The following is a 17,479-nucleotide window of genomic DNA, read 5'->3' as shown; positions in this document are numbered from 1 at the left end:
ATGGCGATGCAGCGGCGGCAATTTCTGGGTACGGCGGCGCTGACCGGATTGGCGGCGAGTGTGCCGATTTCCGCGCTCGCTGCCGACACCGCGGGCCTCCCCAACCTCGCGGCAAAGGCCGTCCCGATCGGTGCCGACGAACGCAAGACGCGGATCGCGAAGGCGGCGGCGCTGCTGCGCGCGAACGATATCGGCGCGCTGCTGATCGAGCCGGGGTCGAGCCTCATCTATTTCACCGGGGTCGAATGGTGGCGGAGCGAGCGGCTGACGGCCGCGGTGCTGACGTGCGAGGGCGAGGTGGCGATCGTCACGCCCTTTTTCGAGGAACCGTCGGTGCGCGAAAGCCTGGGCGTTCCGGCCGACGTGCTGACCTGGAACGAGGATGAAAATCCGCTCCGCTTCGTTTCAGACTGGCTGGCGAAGCGCGGACTTGCCAAGGGCAGGATCGGCGTCGAGGAGACGGTGCGCTATTTCGCGGTCGACGCGCTGCAAAAGGCAATGCCGGAGGCGCGCGTCGTCAATGGTGCGCCGGTCGTGCGCGGTTGCCGCATGATCAAGTCGGCGGCCGAACTCGCGCTGATGCAGGTCGCGAGCGACATAACCATCGCCGCCTATCGCCACACCGCGCCGCGGATCGAGGCGGGGATGACCCCGGCCGACATTGGCGCGATCATGCGCGCCGCGACGCGTGCGCTGGGCGGCAACAGCGAATTCGAGCTGATCCTGCTCGGCGAAGCGAGCGCCTATCCGCACGGATCGGGCAAGCCGCAGGCGGTGAAGGCGGGCGAGGTGGTGCTGATGGACTGCGGCGCGACCGTGCACGGCTATCAATCCGACATCTCGCGCAGCTTCGTCTACGGCAAGGCAAGCCCGCGCCAGCGGCAGGTGTGGGACGAAATGCGCAAGGGGCAGGACGTCGCCTTCGCCGCGGCGCAAATCGGTGCGGCGGCGGGAACGGTCGACGATGCGGTGCGCGCCTATTACCAGAAGCTCGGCTGGGGGCCGGGCTATCGCCTGCCCGGCACGTCGCATCGCACCGGCCACGGGATCGGCCTCGACGGGCATGAGCCGGTCAATCTGGTGCGCGGCGAAACCACGAAGCTGGCGGCGGGCATGTGCTTTTCGAACGAACCCGGCATCTATATTCCCGGCGAGTTCGGTATCCGGCTGGAAGATTGCTTTCACATGACCGACAGCGGCCCGAAATGGTTCAGCGAGCCGCCGCCCTCGATCGATCAGCCGTTTGGTTGATCCGGCCCCTTCGGTTGCTGCACCAGACTGACCAGCACGAAGCTGATGATCATCAGCAGATACCAGCTGCCCAGCTTCTCGAACCCCACCATGTGCCAGCCATCGGCCTGGCTGGGATAGGTCCAGGCGCGCGCGAAGGTACCGATATTCTCCGCGAACCAGATAAACAGCGCGACGAGGCCCCAGCCGACGAGCAGCGGCATGCGGCGGCGGATGTGGAGCGGGCGGAACCACACCTGACAACGCCAGAAGAGAAGCGCGGTGACGGCGAACAGAAGCCAGCGGATGTCGGGCAGCCAGTGGTGCGCGAAGAAGTTGACATAGATCGCGGCCGCAAGCGCGTAACTCGTCCACATCGGCGGATAGCCGGTGTAGCGGAAATCGAAGATGCGCCAGACGCGCGCGATATAGCTGCCGACCGCGGCGTACATGAAGCCTGAAAACAGCGGTACCGCACCGATGTGGAGCAGGCTGCCTTCCGGATATTGCCATGACCCCGCGGCGGTCTTGAACAGCTCCATGACGGTGCCGACGATGTGGAAGATCAGGATAACGATCGCTTCCCGCGGTGTCTCGAGCCGGAACGCGAGCATGCCGAGCTGGGTCAGCACCGCGCCGATGGTGATCGCGTCATAGCGGTGGACCGGCGCGCTGTCGGGCCAGAATAGATGGGTGCCGAGCAAAAGCGCGAGCATCAGCGCGCCGAACAGGCACGCCCAGCCCTGTTTGAAGCCGAACACCAGAAATTCGAGAAACCAGCCGCGCGGCCCGGGCTCGACCGCCATCGCCTCGAGCCGCGTGCGGACGGCGTGAAAGCGGCTGTGCCGCATCGGCGCGTCAGACATGCACGGAAACGTAAGCGATCAGCGTCGCGGCGGGCAGCAACAGCGCCTGCGCGAGGATCGTGCCGGCGAGCCGGCTCAGCGAGATGAAGGTGATCGCGCGGCGGAAATCACCCTCGTCGACTTTGCCCTCGACCGCGTCGTCGGTCATCACCGACAGCTGCGGGTCGATGAAGGCGAAGAGCAGGATCGTCGCGAAGCCGTTGATGAGTGCCGAAAGCTGCGAAGCGGTAACGCGAAATTCGGGGGCGAGATAGCCCGCATAAAGCGACGCGACGACGCCGACCGCGAGGAGCGATTGCGCGAGGCAGTTGGCGATCAGGACACCCCAGCCGATCCCCTTGGGCATGCGCCAGGCTTTGAGGTGACCAAGGCTGGGCACACGAAGCGACTGGCGCATCGTGCGCAGGCCGCTCGGGCTGACCGCCTTCATCGCGAGCCGCGTCGTCGAGCGGTTGTTCTGGTACCAGCCGATCGCCGCGGCGAACATGCGCTGGCCGGTGGGAACGAGCAGGATGCCGAGCAGCGTCGCGACGCTTGCCGCCGCCAGCACCAATTGCATGTCGAGGAACAGCGAGGCGCCGCTGCCGTCATGGATGCGCGTTTCGATCCGCTTCGCGAGGAACGGCCCCAGAAAACTGTTCGAGGTGCGCGAAAAGAGCACGAGGATGTTGAACAGCGCGAACGACATCGCGATCCGCCGCGTCCGCACGCCGGCGATGCGGGCGGCATAGGCCAGCGCACCGATCAGGTTGATGAAGCCGGTGAGCAGAAGGATTGTAACGAGAGGGAGATCGATCATTCGGGGCCTAGTTTCTCGTCATTGCGAGCGGAGCGAAGCAATCCAGGGCGGTTGACGCAGGCTCTGGATTGCCACGGGCCTTCGGCCCTCGCAATGACGATTAAAGAAAACCGTGGCTCAATGCTTGCGCGTCAGTTCGCGCATCGCGTCGTCGAGCCCCGCCAGCGTCAGCGGATACATGCGGTCGTTCATCAACTGTTTGATCAGCTTCACCGACTGGGTGTAGCCCCATTGCGCCGAAGGAACGGGGTTCAACCACACGGCGGCGGGATAGACGTGCGTCATGCGCTGCATCCACACCGCGCCCGATTCTTCGTTGAAATGTTCGACGCTGCCGCCCGGATGGGTGATTTCATAAGCGCTCATCGACGCATCGCCGACGAAGACCAGCTTGTAGTCGTGGCCATATTTGTGGAGGATATCCCACATCGGCGTGCGTTCGGACCAGCGGCGCTTGTTGTCTTTCCACACGCCTTCATAGGGGCAGTTGTGGAAATAGAAGAATTCGAGATTCTTGAATTCGCTTGTCGCGGCGCTGAACAATTCCTCGCACAGCTTGATGAACGGGTCCATCGATCCGCCGACGTCGAGGAAAAGCAGCAGCTTGACCGCATTGCGCCGTTCGGGACGCATGCGGATGTCGAGCCAGCCCTGCCGCGCGGTCCCTTCGATCGTGCCGGGAATATCGAGTTCGTCGGCGGCCCCCTCGCGCGCGAATTTGCGCAGGCGGCGCAGCGCGATCTTGATGTTGCGGGTGCCGAGTTCCTTGGTGTTGTCGAGGTTGGCGAACTCGCGCTTTTCCCAGACCTTCAGCGCGCGCTTGTGCTTGCTTTCGCCGCCGATCCGCACGCCTTCGGGATTATAGCCCGAATTGCCGAAGGGCGATGTGCCGCCGGTGCCGATCCACTTGTTGCCGCCCTGGTGGCGCTTCTGCTGTTCTTCGAGCCGCTTCTTCAGCGTCTCCATGATCTCGTCCCAGTCGCCGAGCGCCTTGATCGCCTCCATCTCCTCGGGCGTCAGATATTTCTCGGCAACGGTCTTCAGCCATTCCTCGGGGATGTCGACGGGGTTCTGACCGTAATCGGTGAGCAGCCCCTTGAAGACTTTATTGAAGACCTGATCGAAGCGGTCGAGCAGCCCTTCATCCTTCACATAGATGGCGCGGCTCAGATAATAAAATTGTTCGGGACTGCGATCGATCACCTCGCGGTCGAGCGCCTCCAGCAGCATCAAATGCTCTTTCAGGCTGGCGGGAATGCCCGCGGCGCGAAGCTCGTCGAGGAAGCCGAAAAACATGCGATATGCCTATCGCGTCGCGGCGGCGCGCGCAATCACTTTACGTTTACGGAAAGTGCGGGGTTACACCAACCACTCGATCCACGCGCCATGCGGGTGCGCGCGCGCCAGCATCACCGGCGCCGCGCCGCCCGGCCAGTGGCGCACGACAAGTTCGTGGCCGTGAACGGTGCGATTCGCTTCCAGCGCGACCCAGGCGAGCGGCCGGTCCGCGGTCGCGCGTGCGCCCGCCGCTTCCATCGCGGCGGTGATGCGCGCCTGTTGGTCGCCGGGGACATATTGCCAGACGATCGAGTGCATCAATAGGCGCGTCGTGCCCGCGGCCTGCGGCTTTGCCAATTCCTGTTCGACGAAATCGGCCGCGGTCATGCGCACGAGGTCGGGCAGCCGCGCTTCGGCGGCAGCGATCGCCGCCTCGATTCGCGCGAAGCGAATGGCATGTTCGGGCCAGACGAACGCTTTGAGACGTAGTGCCTGCGCCGGATCGGTCAGATCGACGGGGGCGACATCGCATCCCTTCGCCGACACGATTTCGATCGCATGCTGCGGCGGATGGCGGCCCTGCCAGTCCGGGGTGAAGGCCATGACGCCGGGCTGGGGGCCGACCTGGACGCCGCCGAGGTCGTAATGATAACGGTCGAGCATCAGGTTGATCCCCGCGCTCGATCCGATTTCGAGGCACTCGAAACGCGCAGGAAGGCCCTGATCGGCGAGCCACAGCATTGCGGCGATGAAGTTGGCCGACCGGCCCGCCTCGTTTGTCTGCGGCGGACCGTCGAGCCACGGCAGCAGCGCCGCCTCGTGCCGTCGCACCACGCCCGCCACGATGACGGCATCGTTGATGTCGTTGGCGTCGGCATAGATTGGCGCGAGATCGTCTGCGGCGCCCGAAAGGTGCAGCGCATGGAGCCCGCCGGCGGCGCGCAGCGGCAGCGCGTCGGCAAGCGCCGCGCCGGGCCAGTCGGCGATGCGGCGTGCGAAGCCGGTTTCGGGCCGGTCGAGGAGCGTTGCGACAGCGGCGACGATGCGCGCCGTGATCGGCGCTTCGGCCGCGCGGCAATAGGCGACCTGATTGGCAAAAGCGGTGCGGACGGCGTCGGGTCCGGTTTCGTTCATGTCGACGAACTTGTACCGCTCGCTCATTGCCCTTTCTCCCGCTGGCGCTTATGTGCGCCCTCGCTTATGCCCGAACCGATCATCTTTGCCATCCCCAAGGGACGCATCCTCGACGAGGCGCTGCCGCTGCTCGCCCGTGTGGGCATCGAGCCGGCCGCCGACTTCTTCGACAAGAAGAGCCGCGCGCTCGTGTTCGGGACGAACCAGCCGCATATCTCGCTGATCCGCGTGCGCGCCTTCGATGTCGCGACCTTCGTGGCGCACGGCGCCGCGCAGCTCGGCATCGTGGGTTCGGACGTCGTCGACGAGTTCGACTATTCGGAGCTCTATGCGCCGGTCGACCTCGGCATCGGTCATTGCCGTCTGTCGCTCGCCGGGCCGGAGGGCAGCGCGCCGCCGGGGCTGGGCGAAAGCCATATCCGCGTCGCGACCAAATATCCCGCGACGACGCGCCGCTGGTTCGAGGGGCAGGGGATTCAGGCCGAGTGCATCAAGCTGAACGGCGCGATGGAGATTGCGCCGAAGCTGGGGCTGGCGTCGCACATCGTCGACCTTGTGTCGACGGGGCGGACTCTGGTCGAAAATGCGCTCGCGGAACAGACGATCATCAGCGAGGTTTCGGCGCGGCTCATCGTCAATCGCGCGGCGTTCAAGCTGCGTTCGGCCGAGGTGCCCGCGCTGGTCGAGAAATTCCGCGAGGCCGTCCGCGATGCGGCGGCTTGACGCCTCCGACCCCGGCTTTGCCGCCGCATTCGACGCGCTGGTCGACGACCGGCGCGAGAGTGCGTCGGACGTATCCGCCGATGTCGCGGCGATTGTCGCGCGGGTAAAGGCCGAAGGCGACGCGGCGCTCGCCGATTATACCGCGCGCTTCGATCGCTTCGACCTCGACAGCAGCGGCTGGCGCATCACCGCCGAGGACTGCGCCGCGGCCTATGCGGCGCTGGCCCCCGAATTGCGGGGCGCGCTCGACCTCGCGGCGACGCGCATCCGGGCCTATCACGCCGCGCAATTGCCCGAGGACCGCGATTATCGCGATGCCGCCGGCGCCCGGCTCGGCGCGCGCTGGCGTGCGGTCGATGCCGCGGGCGTCTATGTTCCCGGCGGCCGCGCGGCCTATCCGTCGTCGGTGCTGATGAACATCCTGCCCGCCAAGGTCGCGGGGGTCGAGCGGATCGTGATGGTCACGCCGACGCCGGGCGGCGAAACCAATCCCGTCGTGATGGCGGCGGCGCATATTGGCGGAGTCGACGAAATCTGGCGCGTCGGCGGCGCGCAGGCGATCGCGGCGCTCGCCCATGGCACCGGCCGGATCGCGCCGGTCGATGTCGTCACCGGCCCCGGCAATGCCTGGGTGGCCGAGGCGAAGCGCCAGCTTTATGGCGTCGTCGGGATCGACATGGTCGCGGGGCCTAGCGAGATCGTCGTCGTCGCCGACAACCGCAACGCGCCGCACGTCATCGCCGCCGACCTTTTGAGCCAGGCCGAACATGACCCGACGAGCCAGTCGATCCTGTTCACCGACGATAGCGCCTTTGCCGATGCGGTCGCCGACGCGGTCGCCGCGATTATTCCGACATTGAGCACTGCGGCGACAATGCAGGCGAGCTGGGCCGACAATGGCGCGATCATCGTCGTGCCGAACCTGGCCGATGCGATCGCGCTCTGCGACCGGCTGGCGCCCGAACATCTGGAACTCGCGGTCGATCCCGCCGAGGCCGACGCGCTGTTCGCGCGCGTGCGCCACGCGGGCTCGGTCTTCCTTGGCCGTCAGACGCCCGAGGCGATCGGAGACTATGTCGCCGGGCCCAACCACGTCCTCCCGACTGGCCGCCGCGCCCGTTTTTCGAGCGGGCTTTCGGTCACCGATTTCATGAAACGCACCAGCTTCCTGGCGCTCGACGAAGCGAGCCTTGCGGCCATCGGACCCGCAGCGGTCGCGCTTGCGGATGCCGAGGGACTTCCCGCGCATGCGCTGTCGGTCAGCCAGCGCCTCAACTGAAACGAAAAGCCATGAACAAACGCGCCCAATCCCGCTCCGCCGCCCGCCTTGCCGCCGTCCAGGCACTCTATCAGCACGAAATGGAAGGCACCCCGGTCGCGCAGCTGATCCATGAATTCCACCAGCACCGCATCGGCGCGATCATCGAGGACGCCGAATATGCCGAAGCCGACGTTCCCTTCTTCGACGATATCGTGAAGGGCGCGCTGGCGCGGGCGGTAGAGGTCGACGCGGCGATCACGGCGCGGTTGGCAAGCGGCTGGACCATGGATCGGCTCGACCGCACGATGAAGGCGATATTGCGCGCCGGCGCCTATGAACTGATCGCGCGCGGCGATGTGCCGGTTGGCGCGGTGGTGAGCGAATATGTCGATGTCGCCAAAGCCTTTTTCGACGGCCGCGAGGCGGGTTTTGCCAACGGCCTGCTCGATGCCATCGGCAAGGATGTGCGCGCGAAATAGAAAATCCTCCCTGCCGCGCAGCGGTGGGGAGGGGGACCGTCCGAACTATGGTGGAGGAGCGGTAGCTTTGCGTCATAGCCCCTCCGTCAGCGCTTCGCGCTGCCACCGCCCGATGGCTTCGCCACAGGGAGGATCGATGTCTCCCTTTTATGCCGGCCCATGATCCACTAGGCTTGCCGCAATGAACGAAGCCGATTTCATTGCCCATCTGCGCGCTGTCGCGACCGATCCTGCGGCGCGCGGGCTGGCCGATGACACGGCGCTGCTCGGCGATCTTGTGCTGACGCACGACATGATCGTCGAGGGCGTCCATTTCCTGCCCGACGACACGCCGCAGGACATTGCGTGGAAACTGGTTGCGGTGAATCTGTCGGACCTTGCGGCGAAGGGCGCAGCGCCGCTCGGCGTGCTGCTCGGCTATAGCCTGTCGGGCGATGCGGCGTGGGACGCCGCCTTCGTCGCGGGGCTGGACGATGTGCTGCGCCGGTTCGACGTGCCGTTGCTCGGCGGCGACACGGTGCGCCCACCCGCCGGCGCGCCGCGCAGTTTCGGCCTGACCGCAATCGGCCGCGCGCCCGCGACCGGAGCGCCGGCGCGCAGCGGGGTAAGGCCGGGCGATCAGATCTGGGTGACGGGGACGATCGGCAACGCGGGCGTCGGCCTGGCGATGCGGCTCGGCGAGATCGAACCGGGCGCAACCTGCATGGCCGCCTATGCCCGGCCCTTGCCGCAACTGGCGCTGGGCGCGGCGCTTGCGCCGCATGTCCATGCGATGATGGATGTTTCCGACGGCCTGCTGATCGACGCCAAGCGGATGGCGGCGGCAAGCGATTGCCAGATCGCGGTGATGCTGGAGGTGGTGCCGCTGTCGGCGGCGCTGCTCGCGGTGCGTCCCGACGTTCTCGACACGCGGCTCGCAGCGGCAACGGCAGGCGACGATTATCAATTGCTCTTCGCGGCGGACTCGGGGCAAGCCGAGGCAATCCGGGCGCATGCGGCCGCCGAAGGCGTCGCCGTGACGGCGATCGGCCATGCCGCCGTCGGCGCCGGATTGCTGCTGACGCACCGGGCGCAGCGCGTCGCGCTGCCGGAGCGTCTCGGTTTCGCGCACTAGGCGCGGAAAAGGGCGAAAAAACCGGGCTTGCCAAAGGGCGAGGTTTCTTCCCATAACGCGGCGTCCAGAATTTGGGGCGGTCGCATCAGGGGAGAGAGCGAACCGGCATCAATAAGTCGGACGTTCGACAGCTATCCTGTGTCCGCCCCCTTCATTGGGGAAGGAACAGACACGCATGAATCCGGTTTTGATCGCGATAGCGTGCGGCCTATTGGCCGTGCTCTATGGGTTCATTACCTCGCGGCAGGTGCTCGGCGCCTCGGCGGGGAATGACAAGATGCAGGAAATCGCCGCCGCCATTCAGGAAGGCGCGCAGGCTTATCTGAAACGGCAATACAGCACCATCGCCATCGTCGGCGTCGTCGTGGCGGTGATCGTCGCGGGGGCACTCGGACCCGTTTCGGGGACGGGATTCGTCATCGGCGCCGTCCTGTCCGGTGTCGCCGGATTCATCGGCATGAATATTTCGGTACGCGCGAACGTCCGCACCGCGGCCGCTGCGCAAAAGGGGCTGCAGGCCGGGCTGACGCTTGCCTTTCGCGCCGGTGCCATCACCGGCCTTCTCGTCGCCGGGCTCGCGCTGCTTGCGATTGCGGTATTTTATTGGGTGCTGACGGTCCAGATGGGCAAGACGGTGGGCGGCGATGACCGCACGGTCGTCGACGGGCTCGTCGCGCTGGCCTTCGGCGCTTCGCTGATTTCGATCTTCGCGCGTCTCGGCGGCGGCATCTTTACCAAGGCCGCCGACGTCGGCGCTGACCTGGTCGGCAAGGTCGAAGCGGGCATCCCCGAGGACGATCCGCGCAACCCCGCGGTCATCGCCGATAACGTCGGTGACAATGTCGGCGACTGCGCGGGCATGGCGGCCGACCTTTTCGAAACCTATGTCGTCACCGTCGGCGCCACCATGGTGTTGACCGCGCTGCTGCTGAAAGGGGCGGGCGATCTGCTGCCCGGCCTGATGTCGCTGCCGCTGCTGATCGGCGGGGTGTGCATCATCACCTCGATCATCGGCACCTATTTCGTCCGCCTCGGCGGCTCGAACAATGTCATGGGCGCGATGTACAAGGGCTTCCTGGTTTCGGCGATCCTCGCGGTCCCCGCGATCTGGTTTGCGACCAGCCATGCGCTGGGCGGGATGGAAACGGCGGTCACCGGCACCGACTTTACCGGGCGCGATCTTTTCTATTGCTCGCTGCTCGGTCTGGTCATCACCGGCCTGATCATCTGGATCACCGAATATTATACCGGCACGGGCTTCCGTCCGGTGCGGTCGATCGCCAAGGCCTCGGAAACGGGCCATGGCACGAACGTGATCCAGGGCCTCGCGATCAGCCTCGAAGCCACCGCGCTGCCGACGCTGGTCATCGTTGCTGGCATTATCATCGCCTATCAACTCGCGGGGCTGATCGGCATTGCCTATGCTGCGACTGCGATGCTGGCGCTCGCCGGCATGGTCGTCGCGCTCGACGCTTATGGCCCGGTGACGGACAATGCGGGCGGCATCGCCGAAATGGCGGGGCTGGACGACAGCGTGCGCGAAAAGACCGACCTGCTCGACGCCGTCGGCAACACCACCAAGGCGGTGACCAAGGGTTATGCCATCGGTTCGGCGGGCCTCGCCGCGCTGGTGCTGTTCGCGGCCTATACGACCGACCTTCGGGAATTCTTCCCGAGCCTGACGGTCAATTTCAGCCTCGAAAACCCCTATGTCATCGTCGGGCTGCTGCTCGGCGCGCTGCTTCCCTATCTGTTCGGTGCGATGGGCATGACCGCCGTCGGCCGCGCGGCGGGGGACGTGGTGAAGGATGTGCGCGATCAGTTCGCGGGCGATCCCGGCATCATGGCGGGCACGTCGAAGCCGAACTATGCGCGCACGGTCGACCTCGTGACCAAGGCTGCGATCAAGGAGATGATCATTCCCTCGCTGCTGCCGGTGCTGGCGCCGATCGTCGTCTATTTCGTGATCTCGGCGGTTGCGGGTCAGGAGAACGGCTTTGCCGCGCTCGGCGCCCTGCTGCTCGGCGTGATCGTCGGCGGCCTGTTCGTTGCCCTCTCGATGACCTCGGGCGGCGGCGCATGGGATAATGCCAAGAAATATATCGAGGACGGCAATCATGGCGGCAAGGGCAGCGAAGCCCATAAGGCAGCCGTGACGGGCGACACCGTCGGCGATCCCTACAAGGATACCGCGGGTCCGGCCGTCAACCCGATGATCAAGATCACCAACATCGTCGCGCTGCTGCTGCTCGCGGCGCTGGCGGGACACGCGATGTAAGCATCGCGCCCGTCAGGGTGAAAGAATGGCCCCGCCGGAACGATCCGGCGGGGCTTTTTCGTGGTGGCACGAGAGGGGGGCTTGAGTCACGCAGCGACTGCGCTAGAGTTCCGGTAGCAACAGGAGATTGTCCCTTGAAAAGAACGCTATACCGCAAATTGGCCGTTTCTTTGATCGCGGTGGCCGCGTTGACGGCGAATGCTCCCGGTGGTGGCAATGTCTTCGCCGCCGAACCGCGAGCGCAAGATATTGCGGATATGCAGGTTCCGATTACGCAGTTCGCGACGCGTGCGTCGTTACAGCAGCCGCGTCTCTCGCCCGATGCGACGAAAATGGTCGCCAAGGTCGGGTACAAGGGAGTCGAATATCTTGTGGTATTTGATCTTACAGGCAAAGCGCAGCCGGATTATTTTCTGAAAACCGAAGCGTATCAGGAATTCGGCGATCGACGAATTATTAGCTGGCAGTGGGTCGGTAATCGTACCTTGGTCATAACAGCCGCATCTGGCGAGATAGGAATGTTTGAAGGCGAGATGGGGCGTCTTTTCAGCTATGATATTGAAGGAAAGAAGCTCAAGCCGCTGGGTTGGGAAGATGCTGCAGGCAATGCAAGTGACGTCATTCATGTAGATCACCGCAACGAGCACATTCTTTTATCGAGAACTTCCTTGGCCTACGGCTACGAGCTTATCGGCCGTCCTGAAGTGATGGATATCGACGTGCGCACCGGTCGAATGAAACTGGTGCAGAAGCCGAACATATTGGTTGGACAATGGGCGTCGGATGGCAAAGGCGTGGTGCGGATGGGTGTTGGATACGACCGGGATTCAGGTAAGACACGGGTGCTGTATCGCGAAAAAGACGGCGATAATTTCAAAACGATTTATGACAAGGCAGACCCGAGCTTTTCGGGTGAATCGCTCGTGCCCGAGATTTTTCTTGATGAACCCGGTAAGGCCATAGTTACGAGCAATCAGGACGGTTTCAACAAAGTTTACAAGGTTGATCTGTCGACGATGGAACTTGGTAAGCCGCTATTTGAAATCGAGGGTTACGATGTCGGGGGGGTTGGCTGCAACGAAAGTTGCGACAAATTGCAGTCGGTGTGGGTTACCGAGGATCGGTTGAAGATTTATTGGATGGATGACCGCCTGAAAGAAGTGCAGGCGATGTTCGAGGAACAGTTCGGCAAAGGGAACGCACGGATCGTTTCTACCGATCTTGGCGATCGCAATATGTTGATATGGGTTGGTAAAGCCGATCAGACCGGAACCTATTATTCATTCAACACCGACAGTGGCAAGGTTGTGCGTGTTGGCTACGCCAACGAACTATTTGGTGATACGGAAATGAATCCTACCCACACGATAGTCTATCCGGCGAGCGATGGCCTCCGGATTCACGCGGTGGTCACCATGCCGCGACATCGTAAGGCGCAAGGCAAACTGCCGGTCGTAATGATTACGCACGGCGGTCCGTTCGGCGTCCGTGACGAAGAGGGGTTCGGTCCATTTCCTTGGCATCAGGCCATAGCAGAACTCGGCTACGTCGTCGTTCAGCCAAATTATCGTGGTTCGGGCGGCTATGGTCGCGATTTCATTAAAAAGGGACGCGACGACGGCTTTGGCCTTCGCATGCAGGACGACCTTAATGACGCCATCGACTATCTTGCAGCGCAGGGCATTGTGGATCCCAAGCGTGCTTGCATGATGGGGTGGTCCTATGGAGGCTATGCGTCCGCGCGCGCGGCTCAGCGGGATGCCGCGCGCTGGCGCTGCACGATCGCCGGTGCGGGCGTTTATGATCTTGGCGAAATGCGCAAATATGACCGCAATTATCTGGGTAGATTTGGCGCAAATTATCTATCGAAGGGCGTCGCGGACCTGGATACGGTATCTCCCGCGCAGAACGCGAAAGGCAGCTGGTCTCCAATACTGATTGTCCATGGCGAGAAGGACCAGCGCGTGCCGCTGGCGCAGGCCAAGCGGTTGGTCAGCGCGCTGGAAAGCTCTGGCAAAGTGAAGGGTAAGGACTTCGACTATCTTTACCAACCGGATAATACGCATAATTTCCCGGCGCCAAGCGACGAGGCGCAATTTCTCTCGGCAGCGGAAAAATGGCTTGAGCGCTTTAACCCCGCGTACGTGCCAGGCGATGCTGACAGGGCTCCGCCGACCATGGATGCCCCATAGGAAGGCCGAGACCGAGTTCAGTCGGCGCGGACTGTAGCCTCCATCTGCTTGGCATAGCCCGCCTGCACCATAGCGTTCATTCGGTCGAACAGCGCGTTCGGGTCGCTGCGACGAAGGGCGGCGATGGCGGCTTCGGCGCCTTCGGCGACCACCAGTTCGCGCGTTCCGGCATCGACTGCGGCGAGCATCTGTGCCGCAGCATCGTCGGGCGACAGGCCGTTGTCGATTGCCGCATCGCTCGCGCCGCGGACGCTGCCGTCGGCGTTGAGCGCGTTGCGGCTGACGTTGGTGCGCACCGATCCGGGCTCGACCACCAGCACCTTCAGCCCCAGATGCTCATTTTCGGCGCGGACGCTGTCATGATAGCCGATGATGCCGTGCTTGGCCGCCGAATAGGCGCTGCGCAGCGGCACGCCGGCAACCCCCGCGACGCTCGATATGGCGATGATCTGACCGCCGCCGGCCGCGATCATGCGCGGAAGCAGCGCCTGGGTGAGGGCAATCGGCGCAAGCAGGTCGACCGCGATGATCTTTTGATAGACCGCAAAATCGGTTTCGACCGCCAGGCTGCGCTGCGAAATACCGGCATTGTTGACGAGACCGTCGATGCGGCCGCCCCAGGCCCAGGCCTGTTCGACAAGCCCGGGAATCGCGTCATAGTCGGTCGCCTCGAAGGGCAGGATCATCGTGCCCGCGCCGCAATCCTTTGCCACCGCTTCGAGCGCGGCGACGTTGCGACCCGACAGAATCAGCCGCGCGCCGCGCGCCGCAAGGCCGCGCGCCAGCGCCGCGCCGATACCCGACGAAGCCCCTGTAACCCACCAAATTTGATCTTTCATCTTGGCATCCCCATCTGTGTTTCCGTCTCAAGGTGAAACGCGTTTTGAGGGGCGTCAAGCCGCCGACCCGCGGATTTCCGTGCGGGGTGGCAATTTTGTTGCGAATCTGATATAATAAATATCAACGCGTCGACAGCTTGCCTCTTTCCATCGCCGGAAAGGCACCCTGCGGCGTCCTGATGGAGCCATATCCCTTGTCACTTTGACTGGCTAGCGCCGACCGCCTTGCTTCGATCCCCCTCCGACGAGGGCGGACGTACCCGGCCTTTTCGCGCTTTTCCGGTCCCGACGGGGCAAATGAAAGGAACCTGCATGTCCGCAAACACGCTCGTCTTTGAAGTCGGTGACTATGTCGTTTATCCCAAACATGGCGTGGGGCGCGTCATTGAACTGCAGAAGTCGGAAATCGCCGGCATGCAGCTCGAACTTTATGTCCTGCGCTTCGAAAAGGAGAAAATGACCCTGCGCGTCCCGACCAACAAGGCCGAGGGCGTGGGGATGCGCAAGCTGTCGTCGGACAAGACGCTGAAGGAAGCGCTTCAGGTCCTGACCACGAAGCCGAAGGTGAAGCGCACCATGTGGTCGCGCCGCGCCCAGGAATATGAAGCGAAGATCAACTCGGGCGATCTCGTGTCGATCGCCGAAGTGACCCGCGACCTGTTCCGCGCCGACGATCAGCCAGAACAGAGCTATTCGGAACGTCAGATCTTCGAAGCGGCGTCGAGCCGCCTCGCGCGCGAACTCGCCGCGATGGAAGAAAGCGACGAAAAGACCGCGCAGGCGAAGATTCTTCAGATCCTCAACGAACATGCGCCGCTTTATTACGCCGAAAAGGCGCTCTGAGCCTTTCTGCAGAGACGTGAAGAGGGCGGTCCGCAAGGGCCGCCCTTTTTCGTGGGTCAGGGATATCTTGCTTCGATGAAATAGAGGCCGTCGGGCGGTGCGTTGAGGCCGAGAGCCTGCCGGTCGGCGGCGTCGAGCGCGGCTTTCAGGTCGCGCGCCGACCATTTGCCTTCGCCGACGAGGGTGAGGCAGCCGACCATCGATCGAACCTGATGATGCAGAAAGCTGCGCGCCGCGGCTTCGATGACGATCTCGTCGCCATGGCGGCTGACCGACAGGCGGTCGAGCGTCTTCACAGCGCTTTCGGCCTGGCAATGCACCGAGCGGAAGGTGGTGAAATCGTGCCGCCCCACCAGCGCCTGCGCCGCGTCGTGCATCGCTTCGGCGTCGAGCGGCTTGGCAAATTGCCAGGCGAGCCCCTTGTCCCAGGTCAGCGGCGCGCGGCGGTTGACGATGCGATATTCATAGGCGCGGCCGAGGCACGAAAAGCGCGCGTGCCAGTCGTCGGCGACCGTCTCGCACGCAAGGATGGCCACCGGCGCGGGGCGAAGCTGGGCGTTTAGCGCTTCCATCAGGCGAAAGGGCTGGATGGCCTTTTCGATGTCGACATGCGCGCGCATCGCGATCGCATGGACCCCGGCGTCGGTGCGCCCGGCGCCGTGAACGGGGGCCGTTTCGGCGGTGATGCGGGTGACGGCTTCCTCGATCGCCTGCTGAACGCTGGGGCCATGCGACTGGCGCTGCCAGCCCATGAACGGGCGGCCGTCATATTCGATGGTGAGGGCGAAGCGGGTCATGCCAGGCGCGTTCCCGCAGCTATCGGTCGACCACGCAGCAGTTCGGCCGCATCCATTGCCGGCTTGCCCGCGCGCTGCACACGGGTGGCGCGGATCGCGCCGGGGTTGCAGGCGATGGTCAGCGCATCGTCGAGCGTGACGCCGGGCGCGGCTCCGGCGACGGTGTCGGCGGGATGCACGACATCGGCCGCTAGAATCTTGTACCGCTCGCCCTCCAGCTCGAAAAAGGCGCCGGGTGCCGGGTTGAACGCCCGTATCTGGCGTTCGGCCTGGGTCGCGCTGACCAGAAAATCGAGCCGCGCCTCGCTCTTGTCGATCTTGGCGGCATAGGTGGCGCCGTCATCCGGCTGCGGCGCGGGCGGACAGGCGGACAGGTCGGCCAGCACCTCGACCATCAGCGCCGCGCCCATTGCGGCGAGTTCGTCGGTCAGTTCGCCCGCGGTCTTGCCCGCAACCGTCGTGCGGCCGATCAGGCGCATGCCGCCGGTGTCGAGCCCCGCATCCATCTGCATGATGGTGACGCCCGTTTCGCTATCGCCCGCCAGAATCGCGCGCTGTACCGGTGCCGCGCCGCGCCAGCGCGGCAGGATCGAGCCATGGACGTTGAGGCAACCTTCGCGCGGCGCGTCGAGGATCGCCTGCGGCAGAATGAGGCCGTAGGCGGCGACCACCGCGACATCGAGGTCGAGGGCGGCGAATTCGCCCTGCGCTTCTTCGGTCCGCAGGCTCTTCGGCGTGCGGACGGGCAGGCCGTGCGCCTCCGCCCAGAGATGCACCGCGCTCTGCTGTAGTTTCTTGCCGCGCTGCGCCGGGCGTGGCGGCTGGGTGTAAACCGCCACGATCTCATGCCCCGCCGCGTGGAGCGCGGCGAGCGTCGGCACCGCAAAGGGCGGCGTTCCCATGAAGGCAATGCGCATGGGCAGCGCCTTTGGCGGAGGATGCGATGTTGTGCAAGGTCGATGGCTGGAGATTGCTTCGTCGCTGCGCTCACAATGACGAATGTTGCGGGCCACGCTGTGGGTCATTACCACCCTACCCATGGCGTCCACCGAAATCGAAGCCCTCGTCCAGCAACTCGCCCGGCTCCCGGGCCTTGGCCCGCGGTCGGCGCGGCGCGCGGTGCTGCATCTGATGAAAAAGCGCGAGAGCAGTTTCGCGCCCTTGCTCGCGGCGCTCCAGACGGTGTCCGAGCGGCTGGTGACGTGCGGTATCTGCGGCAATGTCGATACCAGCGACCCCTGCGCGATCTGCGCCGATCCGCGCCGCGACCCGCGCAGCCTGTGCGTGGTCGAGGAAGTGTCGGACCTGTGGGCGCTCGACAAGTCGCGGCTGTTTCCCGGCAAATATCATGTGCTGGGTGGCCGCCTGTCGGCGCTGGAAGGCGTGCGGCCGCAGGATCTGAGCATCGACGCGCTCGTTGCGCGCGTCGCGGCGGGCGGCATCGACGAGGTGGTCCTCGCGATGAACGCGACGCTGGAGGGGCAGACGACGGCGCATTATCTCGCCGAGCGACTGGAGGGCTATCCGGTGCGGCTGACGCAGCTCGCGCATGGTTTGCCGGTGGGCGGCGAACTCGATTATCTCGACGAGGGAACGCTGGCGCAGGCGCTGAGGGCGCGGCGACCGGTCTCTTGACGGAAGCGCCG

Annotated in this window: 16 protein-coding genes; 9 read left to right on the top strand and 7 right to left on the bottom strand. The window is 64.5% G+C overall.

The window, feature by feature from the left end; genetic code table 11:
- Entirely contained in the window at window positions 1–1,251 is a 1,251-nt protein-coding gene (locus AOA14_RS00280; RefSeq protein WP_062900361.1) for a M24 family metallopeptidase, read from the top strand.
- Here the strand turns inward: AOA14_RS00280 and AOA14_RS00275 are convergent.
- From AOA14_RS00275 to AOA14_RS00260, 4 genes are all read right to left on the bottom strand, one after another.
- On the bottom strand, window positions 1,236–2,096 hold the full coding sequence (locus tag AOA14_RS00275; protein WP_062900360.1) for a DUF817 domain-containing protein: 861 nt from the start codon (window positions 2,094–2,096) through the stop codon (window positions 1,236–1,238). The genes AOA14_RS00280 and AOA14_RS00275 overlap by 16 nt on opposite strands.
- Window positions 2,089–2,895: a lipid II flippase Amj family protein gene (locus AOA14_RS00270; protein ID WP_082819764.1), complete on the bottom strand. Its 807-nt coding sequence runs from the start codon at window positions 2,893–2,895 to the stop codon at window positions 2,089–2,091. The genes AOA14_RS00275 and AOA14_RS00270 overlap by 8 nt, the downstream gene beginning before the upstream one ends.
- Window positions 2,896–3,012: 117 nt before the next feature.
- Window positions 3,013–4,191: a vWA domain-containing protein gene (locus AOA14_RS00265; protein WP_062900359.1), complete on the bottom strand. Its 1,179-nt coding sequence runs from the start codon at window positions 4,189–4,191 to the stop codon at window positions 3,013–3,015.
- Between the two features lie 63 nt (window positions 4,192–4,254).
- Window positions 4,255–5,334, bottom strand: a complete 1,080-nt coding sequence (locus AOA14_RS00260) for a DUF2332 domain-containing protein (protein WP_062900358.1) — start codon at window positions 5,332–5,334, stop codon at window positions 4,255–4,257.
- Window positions 5,335–5,373: 39 nt separating this feature from the next.
- Between AOA14_RS00260 and hisG the strand changes: the two genes are divergently transcribed.
- From hisG to AOA14_RS00230, 6 genes are all read left to right on the top strand, one after another.
- On the top strand, window positions 5,374–6,030 hold the full coding sequence (gene hisG / locus AOA14_RS00255) for an ATP phosphoribosyltransferase (protein ID WP_062900357.1): 657 nt from the start codon (window positions 5,374–5,376) through the stop codon (window positions 6,028–6,030).
- Window positions 6,017–7,309 carry a histidinol dehydrogenase gene (gene hisD / locus AOA14_RS00250; RefSeq protein ID WP_062900356.1) on the top strand — a complete coding sequence of 431 codons (1,293 nt, stop codon included), beginning with the start codon at window positions 6,017–6,019 and terminating at the stop codon, window positions 7,307–7,309. Before hisG ends, hisD begins: the two co-directional genes overlap by 14 nt.
- Before the next feature lie 11 nt (window positions 7,310–7,320).
- Window positions 7,321–7,770 carry a transcription antitermination factor NusB gene (nusB, locus tag AOA14_RS00245; protein ID WP_062900355.1) on the top strand — a complete coding sequence of 150 codons (450 nt, stop codon included), beginning with the start codon at window positions 7,321–7,323 and terminating at the stop codon, window positions 7,768–7,770.
- A 181-nt stretch (window positions 7,771–7,951) separates the two neighbouring features.
- Complete coding sequence (thiL, locus tag AOA14_RS00240) at window positions 7,952–8,884, top strand: thiamine-phosphate kinase (protein WP_062900354.1); 933 nt, start codon at window positions 7,952–7,954, stop codon at window positions 8,882–8,884.
- Between the two features lie 175 nt (window positions 8,885–9,059).
- Window positions 9,060–11,162 carry a sodium-translocating pyrophosphatase gene (locus AOA14_RS00235; protein ID WP_003039517.1) on the top strand — a complete coding sequence of 701 codons (2,103 nt, stop codon included), beginning with the start codon at window positions 9,060–9,062 and terminating at the stop codon, window positions 11,160–11,162.
- A 134-nt stretch (window positions 11,163–11,296) separates the two neighbouring features.
- The gene (locus AOA14_RS00230) at window positions 11,297–13,354 is read left to right on the top strand and encodes an alpha/beta hydrolase family protein (RefSeq protein WP_202988338.1); all 2,058 of its coding nucleotides are present in this window, start codon (window positions 11,297–11,299) and stop codon (window positions 13,352–13,354) included.
- A 17-nt stretch (window positions 13,355–13,371) separates the two neighbouring features.
- Here the strand turns inward: AOA14_RS00230 and AOA14_RS00225 are convergent, their stop codons facing one another.
- The gene (locus AOA14_RS00225) at window positions 13,372–14,193 is read right to left on the bottom strand and encodes an SDR family NAD(P)-dependent oxidoreductase (protein ID WP_062900352.1); all 822 of its coding nucleotides are present in this window, start codon (window positions 14,191–14,193) and stop codon (window positions 13,372–13,374) included.
- A gap of 312 nt (window positions 14,194–14,505) precedes the next feature.
- Here AOA14_RS00225 and AOA14_RS00220 point away from each other — a divergent pair, with 312 nt between their 5' ends.
- Window positions 14,506–15,036 (top strand): CarD family transcriptional regulator, encoded by a 531-nt coding sequence (locus tag AOA14_RS00220; RefSeq protein ID WP_003039510.1) that lies wholly within the window; start codon window positions 14,506–14,508, stop codon window positions 15,034–15,036.
- Between the two features lie 56 nt (window positions 15,037–15,092).
- On the opposite strand, the gene truA is transcribed toward AOA14_RS00220, so the two are convergent.
- Both truA and fmt read right to left on the bottom strand, forming a co-directional pair.
- On the bottom strand, window positions 15,093–15,833 hold the full coding sequence (gene truA / locus AOA14_RS00215) for a tRNA pseudouridine(38-40) synthase TruA (RefSeq protein WP_062900351.1): 741 nt from the start codon (window positions 15,831–15,833) through the stop codon (window positions 15,093–15,095).
- Entirely contained in the window at window positions 15,830–16,750 is a 921-nt protein-coding gene (gene fmt, locus AOA14_RS00210) for a methionyl-tRNA formyltransferase (RefSeq protein ID WP_062900350.1), read from the bottom strand. The genes truA and fmt overlap by 4 nt, the downstream gene beginning before the upstream one ends.
- 121 nt (window positions 16,751–16,871) lie before the next feature.
- Between fmt and recR the strand changes: the two genes are divergently transcribed.
- Window positions 16,872–17,468, top strand: coding sequence for a recombination mediator RecR (gene recR, locus AOA14_RS00205; RefSeq protein ID WP_062767246.1), 597 nt, complete (start codon window positions 16,872–16,874; stop codon window positions 17,466–17,468).
- Window positions 17,469–17,479: the final 11 nt, after the last annotated feature.

The sequence above is a fragment of the Sphingopyxis terrae subsp. terrae NBRC 15098 genome, from assembly GCF_001610975.1.
Lineage (GTDB): Bacteria > Pseudomonadota > Alphaproteobacteria > Sphingomonadales > Sphingomonadaceae > Sphingopyxis > Sphingopyxis terrae_A.
Note: the sequence above shows the minus strand (reverse complement) of the source record. Positions and strands in the feature narration are given on the sequence as shown.

Coding starts and splice junctions, on each gene's coding strand:
- AOA14_RS00280 (WP_062900361.1), top strand. CDS start 1: ATGGCGATGCAGCGGCGGCAATTTCTGGGTACGGCGGCGCTGACCGGA.
- AOA14_RS00275 (WP_062900360.1), bottom strand. CDS start 2,096: ATGTCTGACGCGCCGATGCGGCACAGCCGCTTTCACGCCGTCCGCACG.
- AOA14_RS00270 (WP_082819764.1), bottom strand. CDS start 2,895: ATGATCGATCTCCCTCTCGTTACAATCCTTCTGCTCACCGGCTTCATC.
- AOA14_RS00265 (WP_062900359.1), bottom strand. CDS start 4,191: ATGTTTTTCGGCTTCCTCGACGAGCTTCGCGCCGCGGGCATTCCCGCC.
- AOA14_RS00260 (WP_062900358.1), bottom strand. CDS start 5,334: ATGAGCGAGCGGTACAAGTTCGTCGACATGAACGAAACCGGACCCGAC.
- hisG (WP_062900357.1), top strand. CDS start 5,374: ATGCCCGAACCGATCATCTTTGCCATCCCCAAGGGACGCATCCTCGAC.
- hisD (WP_062900356.1), top strand. CDS start 6,017: ATGCGGCGGCTTGACGCCTCCGACCCCGGCTTTGCCGCCGCATTCGAC.
- nusB (WP_062900355.1), top strand. CDS start 7,321: ATGAACAAACGCGCCCAATCCCGCTCCGCCGCCCGCCTTGCCGCCGTC.
- thiL (WP_062900354.1), top strand. CDS start 7,952: ATGAACGAAGCCGATTTCATTGCCCATCTGCGCGCTGTCGCGACCGAT.
- AOA14_RS00235 (WP_003039517.1), top strand. CDS start 9,060: ATGAATCCGGTTTTGATCGCGATAGCGTGCGGCCTATTGGCCGTGCTC.
- AOA14_RS00225 (WP_062900352.1), bottom strand. CDS start 14,193: ATGAAAGATCAAATTTGGTGGGTTACAGGGGCTTCGTCGGGTATCGGC.
- AOA14_RS00220 (WP_003039510.1), top strand. CDS start 14,506: ATGTCCGCAAACACGCTCGTCTTTGAAGTCGGTGACTATGTCGTTTAT.
- truA (WP_062900351.1), bottom strand. CDS start 15,833: ATGACCCGCTTCGCCCTCACCATCGAATATGACGGCCGCCCGTTCATG.
- fmt (WP_062900350.1), bottom strand. CDS start 16,750: ATGCGCATTGCCTTCATGGGAACGCCGCCCTTTGCGGTGCCGACGCTC.
- recR (WP_062767246.1), top strand. CDS start 16,872: ATGGCGTCCACCGAAATCGAAGCCCTCGTCCAGCAACTCGCCCGGCTC.